At 64.3% G+C, this 8209-nt stretch carries 7 protein-coding genes and 1 pseudogene; 1 reads left to right on the plus strand and 7 read right to left on the minus strand.

Annotated features, from left to right (window positions below):
• Positions 1 to 118: 118 nt before the first annotated feature.
• The 6 genes from phoU to pstS (CRO39_RS19310) all read right to left on the minus strand — a co-directional run bounded on the left by phoU (position 119) and on the right by pstS (CRO39_RS19310) (position 6070).
• Positions 119 to 829 carry a phosphate signaling complex protein PhoU gene (gene phoU / locus CRO39_RS19285; RefSeq protein WP_097123608.1) on the minus strand — a complete coding sequence of 237 codons (711 nt, stop codon included), beginning with the start codon at positions 827 to 829 and terminating at the stop codon, positions 119 to 121.
• Between the two features lie 145 nt (positions 830 to 974).
• Complete coding sequence (pstB, locus tag CRO39_RS19290; RefSeq protein WP_097123609.1) at positions 975 to 1787, minus strand: phosphate ABC transporter ATP-binding protein PstB; 813 nt, start codon at positions 1785 to 1787, stop codon at positions 975 to 977.
• Positions 1788 to 1821: 34 nt separating this feature from the next.
• Entirely contained in the window at positions 1822 to 2673 is an 852-nt protein-coding gene (gene pstA / locus CRO39_RS19295) for a phosphate ABC transporter permease PstA (protein ID WP_097123610.1), read from the minus strand.
• On the minus strand, positions 2673 to 3644 hold the full coding sequence (gene pstC / locus CRO39_RS19300; RefSeq protein ID WP_097123611.1) for a phosphate ABC transporter permease subunit PstC: 972 nt from the start codon (positions 3642 to 3644) through the stop codon (positions 2673 to 2675). Before pstC ends, pstA begins: the two co-directional genes overlap by 1 nt.
• Before the next feature lie 115 nt (positions 3645 to 3759).
• Positions 3760 to 4860, minus strand: coding sequence for a phosphate ABC transporter substrate-binding protein PstS (gene pstS / locus CRO39_RS19305; RefSeq protein WP_097123612.1), 1101 nt, complete (start codon positions 4858 to 4860; stop codon positions 3760 to 3762).
• Positions 4861 to 5050: 190 nt separating this feature from the next.
• Positions 5051 to 6070 carry a phosphate ABC transporter substrate-binding protein PstS gene (pstS, locus tag CRO39_RS19310; RefSeq protein ID WP_097123613.1) on the minus strand — a complete coding sequence of 340 codons (1020 nt, stop codon included), beginning with the start codon at positions 6068 to 6070 and terminating at the stop codon, positions 5051 to 5053.
• A gap of 528 nt (positions 6071 to 6598) precedes the next feature.
• Here pstS (CRO39_RS19310) and CRO39_RS19315 point away from each other — a divergent pair.
• Positions 6599 to 7894, plus strand: a complete 1296-nt coding sequence (locus CRO39_RS19315) for an OprO/OprP family phosphate-selective porin (protein ID WP_097123614.1) — start codon at positions 6599 to 6601, stop codon at positions 7892 to 7894.
• A 194-nt stretch (positions 7895 to 8088) separates the two neighbouring features.
• On the opposite strand, the pseudogene CRO39_RS21350 reads toward CRO39_RS19315, so the two are convergent.
• Positions 8089 to 8209: pseudogene (locus tag CRO39_RS21350) on the minus strand (hypothetical protein); the annotation flags it as partial.

Below are 8209 nucleotides of genomic sequence, written 5' to 3' on the forward strand. Positions count from 1 at the left end.
CTCCGTTGGCGATCCTGGACGCCTGTCGTCCGGTCTGCCAAGAGCCAAGAGAGGGAAAGGGGACGGAACGGTTCGGGCCCCGGCGGTTCCAGTTATCCTGGATTCACCGAACCGGCGTTCAGACAGCGCCGGTGGTGCTGGTTTCGTCGCGCTTGTCGCGCGGCGGCAGCGGCTGGTCGCCGTGGGTCAGGAACCAGACGTTCTCGGCGATGTTGGTCGCGTGGTCGCCAATCCGCTCCAGGTTCTTGGCCATGAACAGCAGGTGCGTGCAGGGCGTGATGTTGCGGGGGTCTTCCATCATGTAGGTCAGCAGCTCGCGGAACAGCGCCGTGTAGTGGGCATCCAGCTCGGCATCGCGTTCGCGCACCTGCAGCGCATAGGTGTCGTCGCCGTTCTGGTAGGCGACCAGCACGTCGCGGACCTGGCGCACGGCCAGCTTGCCCAGCGCGCGCAGGCCGGTGATGTGCGGCATCGGCGGCGAGACATTGAGGGCGATGGAACGCTTGGCGACGTTGGCGGCGTAGTCGCCGATGCGCTCGATGTCCGACGGAATGCGCAGGGCGGCCAGGATTTCGCGCAGATCGCGCGCCATCGGACCGCGCAGGGCCAGCTGCATCACGTCGTGGCTGATCTGGCGCTCCAGCGTATCGATGGCTTCATCGTTGGCGACGATGCGCTGGGCGGCGCGGTCGTCGCGGCGCTCCACCACGTCCAGCGCGGCTTCCAGCTGCGCCACGGCGGTTTCACCCATGCGCACGATTTCGCCGACCAGGCGGCGCTGCTCTTCGTCGTAGCTCTTAACGATGTGGTCGTGGGGTTGGGTGGTCATGTCGAAGTCCTGGGATGCGTCGGTGTTCGGTTGAATGGCGGTCGCCTTCCATGGCGCAACGATGTCGGTTCCGGAGAATCCGGCCCGGCCATCCGTGGCCGGGCGTTCGGCCGTCCGCGCGGCAGTGCCGCGCAGACGGCCTGCCTCACCCGAACCGTCCGGTGATGTAGTCTTCGGTCTGCTGCTTGCTTGGCTTGGAGAAAATCGTCGCGGTGGCGTCATGCTCGATCAGCTCGCCCAGGTACATGAAGGCGGTGTAGTCGGACACGCGGGCGGCCTGCTGCATGTTGTGGGTGACGATGGCGATGGTGTAGTCGCTCTTCAGATCTTCGATCAGCTGTTCGATTTTGCTGGTCGAGATGGGATCCAGCGCCGAGGTCGGCTCGTCCAGCAGGATCACATCCGGGCGCAGCGCCACCGCGCGGGCGATGCACAGGCGTTGCTGCTGGCCGCCGGACAGGCCCAGCGCGCTCTGCTTCAGTTTGTCCTTGACCTCGTCCCATAGCGCGGCCTGGCGCAGCGCCTGCTCGACCCGCACTTCCATCTCGGCCTTGCCCAGGCGTTCGTGATGGCGGATGCCGTAGGCGACGTTCTCGAAAATGGTCATCGGGAACGGAACCGGCTTCTGGAACACCATGCCGACCTTGCTGCGCAGCCGGTTCATCGGGTACTTCGGGTCCAGCACGTTGTCGCCGTCCAGCAGCACCTCGCCGCGCGCTTCCTGCTTGGGGTAAAGCGAGTAGATGCGGTTGAAGATGCGCAGCAGCGTCGACTTGCCGCAGCCGGAAGGGCCGATCAGCGCGGTGACGCGCTTTTCCGGGATCTCCAGGTTGATGCTCTTCAGAGCCTGCGAATCGCCATAGAAAAAGTCGAGATTCTTCGCCGCCAGCTTCACCGGCATGGTTTCGGTCGAGGCGGCGCGATCGGGCATGGCAAGGTGGATGCGGGCGTCGTTCATGGCCGGGGTCCGGGCAACGGTGGGGGAGGTCAGGTCATTCATGGGTCATCTTGTTCCGCAGGACGATGGCGCGTGCCAGCAGGCTGATGACCAGCACGAACAGGGTCAGGATGAAGGCGCCAGCCCAGGCCAGCGTGTGCCAGTTCTCGTACGGGCTCATCGCGTACTGGAAGATCACCACCGGCACGTTGGCCATCGGCGAAAGCACATCGGTGGTCCAGTACTGGTTGTTGAGCGCGGTGAACAGCAACGGGGCGGTCTCGCCGCTGATGCGCGCCAGCGCCAGCAGGATGCCGGTGACGATGCCGGGCAGCGAGGAGCGGTACAGCACCTGCACGATCACCTTCCACTGCGGCACGCCCAGCGACAGCGCCGCTTCGCGCATCTGCGAGGGCACCAGCCGCAGCATCTCGTCGGTGGTGCGGACAACGACGGGCAGCACGATGAACGCCAGCGCGATGGCGCCGGCCAGCGCGGAGAAGTGGCCCATCTGCGCCACCACCAGGGTGTAGACGAACAGGCCCAGCACGATCGACGGTGCCGACAGCAGGATGTCGTTGACGAAGCGCACCGATTCGCCGATCCAGCTCTTCTGCGAATACTCGGCCAGGAAGGTGCCGGCCAGCACCCCCACGGGGGCACCGATGGCGATGCCCAGCAGGCTCATCACCGCGCTGCCGAAGAAGGCATTGAGCATGCCGCCGGAATCCCCGGGCGGCGGCGTCATTTCGGTGAACAGCGCCAGGTTCAGCGAACCCAGGCCCTTGCTCAGCGTGGTCCACATGATCCAGATCAGCCAGAACAGGCCGAAGATGGTGGCGGCGATGGCCAGCACCTGCGCTATGAGATTCTTGGCGCGGCGGATGCCGTACAGCGAAGCGCTCATCAGTTGCCCTCCCGCTTGGAAAGCTGGCGCAGCATCAGCCGCGCGAACGCCAGCACGACGAAGGTCACCAGGAACAGCACGAAGCCCAGCGCAATCAGCGAGGACAGGTACATCGGCGAATCGGCTTCGGCGAATTCGTTGGCGATGGTCGCGGCAATCGAGTTGCCCGGCTCCAGCAATGACACCGTCAGGCTGTGCGCATTGCCCAGCACGAAGGTCACTGCCATCGTCTCGCCCAACGCGCGGCCCAGGCCCAGGAAGATGCCGCCGATCACCGCCGAGCGGGTGTAGGGCAGGATGATGTCCCACATCACTTCCCAGCGGGTGGAACCCAGCGCATAGGCCGATTCCTTCAGGCGTCCGGGCACGGTCAGGAACACTTCGCGCATCACCGAGGAGATGAACGGAATCACCATGATGGCCAGCACCAGTCCCGCCGTGCCCATGCCCAGGCCCAGCGGCGGACCCGAGAACAGCGCGCCGGCCAGCGGGATCTGGCCCAGGTTTTCATCGACCCACGGATAGACGTGTTCGGCCAGGAACGGCACCAGGATAAACAGGCCCCACATGCCGTAGATGATCGACGGGATGCCGGCCAGCAATTCGATGGCCGCACCCACCGGCGTACGCAGCCACTTGGGCGCGATTTCGGTCAGGAACATCGCAATGCCGAAACTGACCGGCACCGCGATCAGCATGGCAATCAGCGCCGTCACCAGGGTGCCGTAGATCGGCACCAGCGCACCGAAGTCCTGCAACACCGGGTTCCAGGCATCGCGCCACAGGAATTCGATGCCGAACTTGGCGAACGCGGCGCGCCCGCCCCACAGCATGGACAGCGCGGCGGCGGTCAGCGACAGCAGCACCAGCACGCCGGCGCCGGTGACCAGCCAGCGGAAACTGCGATCGGCGCGGGTGTCCTTGACGTCGCGGCTGCTGATTTTCGCTACGGGAAGAGTGGCGGCATTCATCTTGGGGACGTGGACCGGTTCGGGGGAGTCTCAGGAGCTACGCCAGGTGCGGCACGCTGCGCTTCCAACGGCCGGAACACCGGCGCCGCTGCGCCGGTGCTCCGGAAGCGGAAGTTCAGAGCTTGATTTCAGCCGCCCAGTACGCCTCGATCTGATCGACCAGCGGCTTGGGCAGCGGCACGAAGTGAAGTTCGTCGGCCTGCGGCTGGCCTTCTTCCAGCGCCCACTTGAAGAAGTCGAGCGCATCCTGCGAGCGCTTGGCGTTCTTGGGCTGCTTGTACATCAGGATGAAGTTGGTGGCGGCGATAGGCCAGGCATCGGCGCCGCTGGCGTTGGTGATGACCAGGCTGAAGTCCTTGGCGTTGGCCCAATCTGCGGTGGCGGCAGCGGCCTGGAAGGATTCGGCGCTGGGCTGCACCCAGTTGCCGGCGGCATTCTGCATGGCGGTGTAGGACATGCCGTTCTGGGTGGCATAGGCCAGTTCGACATAACCGATCGAACCCTTGATCTGCTTGACGTAGGCGGCCACGCCTTCGTTGCCCTTGCCGCCAATGCCGACCGGCCAGTTGACCGAGGTGCCTTCGCCGACCTTTTCCTTCCACTCCGGGCTGACCTTGGACAGGTAGTTGACGAAGTTGAAGGTGGTGCCCGAACCGTCCGAGCGCTTGACCACGTTGATCTTGGTAGACGGCAAGGTCACGCCGGGATTGACCGAAGCGATGGCCGGGTCGTTCCAGGTGGTGACCTTGCCCAGGTAGATATCGGCCAGCAGCGGGCCGCTCAGGCGCAACTTGCCCGATTCCACGCCATCCAGGTTGACCACCGGCACCACGCCGCCGATCGCCGACGGGAACTGCGCCAGGCCGGCTTCGGCCAGCTCTTCCGGCGGCAACGGCTTGTCGGAGGAACCGAAATCGACCGTAGCGGCCTTGATCTGGGCGATACCGCCGCCCGAGCCGATCGACTGGTAGTTGATCTTGGCCCCGGTGCTCTTGTTGTAGTCGGCCGACCAGCGCGACAGCAGCGGGTAGATGAAGGTCGCACCGGCGCCGGTGATTTCGGCGCTGATACGGTCCGCGGCCGGAGCGGCTGCGGCGGCTGCCGGGTCGGCGCCGTTGGCGGCGACAGGCGCATCGCCAGCGGGTTTGCAGCCGGCCACAAAGGCGGCGGCGGCGACGGCGAGCAGGGCAAGACGGACCGGCTTGGCGACTGACATGGTGGACTCCAGCGTTCTGAATGAATTCGGTCCCGCTATGAAATGATGTTTTTGTTACAGCGTGATGACATGCGTGTCTCACGCAGCGAAGAGATGAATCAGGATGGTCTCCACAAAAAAAAACGGGCCATGTGAATGGCCCGTTTTCCTAGGGACCGCGCGGGAGAGCGCGCGGATCCTGGGGAGGTGCTCAGTACTGCAGGTTCTGCGACCAGTAGGTTTCGATCTGCTTGACCAGCTCGTCCGGCAGCGGCACGTAGTCCAGCGACTTGGCCTGGGCATCGCCATTGGCGTAGGCCCAGCGGAAGAACTCCTTGGCAAGCTTGGCGCGGGCGAGGTTCTTCGGCTTCTTGTACATGATGATGAAGTTGGTCGCGGCGACCGGCCAGGCGTTCTGACCCGGGGCGTTGGTCATCACCAGGTAGAAGTCCTTGCTCTTGGCCCAGTCGGCGCTGGCGGCGGCGGCCTGGAAGGTCTCTTCGCTGGGCAGCACGAAATTGCCGGCGGCGTTCTTCATCTGCGCATACGACATCTTGTTCTGCAGTGCGTAGGACAGTTCGACATAGCCGATGCCGCCCTTGATCTGCTTCACATAGGCGGCCACGCCTTCGTTGCCCTTGCCGCCGACGCCGGCCGGCCAGCTGACCGAAGTGCCTTCGCCGACCTTGCTCTTCCATTCCGGGCTGACCTTGGACAGGTAGTTGACCCAGTTGAAGGTGGTGCCGGAACCGTCGGAGCGGTGCACGACCGTGATCTTCTGCGCCGGCAGCTGCAGACCGCCGTTGAGTTCGGCGATGCGCGGGTCGTTCCACATCTTGACCTTGCCCAGGAAGATGTCGGCCAGCAGCGGGCCGTCGAACTTCATCGCGCCCGGAGCCACGCCGGCGATGTTGACCACCGGCACCACGCCGCCGATGGCGGAGGGGAACTGGCCCAGACCGTACTTGGCCAGTTCTTCCGGCTTCATCGGCGCGTCGGAAGAACCGAAGTCCACCGTGCCCGCCTTGATCTGTGCGATACCGCCGCCGGAGCCGATCGACTGGTAGTTGATCTTGTTGCCGGTGGCGGCGTTGTAGTCGGCCGACCACTTGGACAACAGCGGATAGATGAAGGTTGCGCCGGCGCCGGTGATGTCGGCGGCGAGCACGCCCGTGGACAGGGTTGCGGCGAACGCAACGACCGCAACGCGGGATTTGAGTGACTTGAACACAGATGGCTCCTAGGGTGTAGGGACGACGGCAGGCAATACCGTTGCCGCGCATTTCACGACGCTTGCATGACAGCGCGGTGTCGTCAGCAATACAGAAATATGACGGCCCCCGCGCCCTGCCGGCGCGGCCATCGCTTTTCACGGCGCCGAAAATCCGCCGATGGCACCCAACGCCGGCTGCGTTCCTGGGGATGGCAGGCGGCAGGGATTCGCATGGCCGGGCGCACGCCGGCGGAACGAACGACAGAACCGGGAACGCCGGCTTCCCAGCGGAGCCGATCGGCACGCAATCACCATATATGTATAGGGAAGCAGCAGGAGGCCAGGATGGCCCTGTTCCAGAACACTGGCCGGAATCGCCGCAGCGACGCCGCATTGTCATATTTCAGTCATCTAAATCACATCTGACTGTCAGATTGCAGTCCCATCCTTAGCGCATCTTTGACGAGCGCTTAGCGATTTCTGTACGGAAAAGCGCCTCCAAAGCCAGCGTCATCCACACGTATCCACCCATTGGAGAGTTATCTCATGCGTTATTCCATCCTGGCCGCCGCGCTTGCCGTCGCCATGGGCAGCACCAGCTTTGCCGCCTCCGCGCAAAACCGCGATGCCGAAATCGCTGAACTGAAGGCGCAGCTGGCCGCGCTGCAGGCCAAGGTCGTTGAACTGGAAGAGCGCAGCGACGCGCAGTCGGACATCAATATCAACACCCAGCAGAACCTAGATACGCTGGCGACCAGTTCTCCCAAGGTGGAAACCAAGGGCGGCCTCAAAGTGACCTCGGCCGACAAGAAGTTCGAAGTGTCGCTGGGCGGCCGCATCCACTTCGACACCTACGCCTTCGATCGCGACCTGGCCGATGTCACCGGCACCACCGAATTCCGCCGTGCGCGCCTGACCCTGGCCGGCAAGGCGCTGGGCTGGGAATACAAGATGGAGCAGGACTTCGCCGGCGGCAGCAACCTGGACGGCATGCGCGACATGTACATCGCCAAGAGCGCGCTGGGCGGCAAGTTCACCATCGGCCACTTCAAGCCCTACCGCTCGATGGAGGAGCTGACCAGCTCCAACGAAATCACCATGATGGAGCGCCCGTTCGCCTCCGCCACCGGCATCTACAACGGCCGCCAGTTCCAGCAGGGCGTCGGCTACCTGACCGCCGGCGACAACTACACCTTCGGCGTGGCCGGCTTCAACCTGCGCGGCGCCTCGGGCAGCCGCAACGAAGGCGTCGGCGCTTCGGCGCGCTTCACCTATGCGCCGATCAACAACGACAACAACACCTTGCACTTCGGTCTGTCGGCCAGCACCGAGAACGCCAACAAGGGCTCGGCCAACATGACCGCCGTAGCCAACTATGCCGGCCGCCGCGGCCCGTCGCAGACCATCGCCACCACCACCGGCGCCAGCGGCGATTCCATCGACACCGTGGGCCTGGAAGCGGCCGGTGCGTTCGGCCCGCTGTACTTCCAGTCCGAGTTCGCCCGCGCCAAGTACGGTAGCCCGGCTGGCGATGAAGATGTGGAAACCTTCTACGTGATGGGCAGCTGGATGCTGACCGGCCAGCACAAGGTCTACAAGTCCGGTACCGGCGTGTTCGGATCGCCCAAGCTGGGCGATGCCGGCGCGTGGGAGCTGACCGCGCGCTACGACACCATCGAAAACAAGGATGTCGCCAATCTGGAAGCCACCGCCGCCACCCTGGGCCTGAACTACTATGTCAATCCCAACGTCCGCTTCATGTTCAACATGACCCGCGGCGACAACGAGCTCAACGGCGACAAGACCAACCAGTTCGCCCTGCGCACGCAGCTGAATTTCTGATTTCCGTCTTCAATCGCTAACACGAACGTCCCCGGCATGCCGGGGACGTTTTTTTTATCTCCTTGTAGGAGCGACGTAAGTCGCGATGAAGCTTTGCCGACGGCTTCATCGCGACCGACGGCGCGGGCATGCCTGCGCCACTCCCTCAAGACTCTCATCGCAGTCCGCCACGGCAAAAACATCTCTGCCCGCGCTCACGCCGCCGGCGTCTTGTCCGGAAACCGGCAGATGTCGCGGATGATGCATTGCGGGCAATCGGGCTTGCGCGCCTTGCAGACGTAGCGGCCGTGCAGGATCAGCCGGCCCGCGGCGGCA

It is taken from the genome of Pseudoxanthomonas wuyuanensis, from assembly GCF_900215535.1.
In the GTDB taxonomy this organism is placed as follows: Bacteria; Pseudomonadota; Gammaproteobacteria; order Xanthomonadales; family Xanthomonadaceae; genus Pseudoxanthomonas_A; species Pseudoxanthomonas_A wuyuanensis.

Coding starts and splice junctions, on each gene's coding strand:
- phoU (WP_097123608.1), bottom strand. CDS start 829: ATGACCACCCAACCCCACGACCACATCGTTAAGAGCTACGACGAAGAG.
- pstB (WP_097123609.1), bottom strand. CDS start 1,787: ATGAACGACGCCCGCATCCACCTTGCCATGCCCGATCGCGCCGCCTCG.
- pstA (WP_097123610.1), bottom strand. CDS start 2,673: ATGAGCGCTTCGCTGTACGGCATCCGCCGCGCCAAGAATCTCATAGCG.
- pstC (WP_097123611.1), bottom strand. CDS start 3,644: ATGAATGCCGCCACTCTTCCCGTAGCGAAAATCAGCAGCCGCGACGTC.
- pstS (WP_097123612.1), bottom strand. CDS start 4,860: ATGTCAGTCGCCAAGCCGGTCCGTCTTGCCCTGCTCGCCGTCGCCGCC.
- CRO39_RS19315 (WP_097123614.1), top strand. CDS start 6,599: ATGCGTTATTCCATCCTGGCCGCCGCGCTTGCCGTCGCCATGGGCAGC.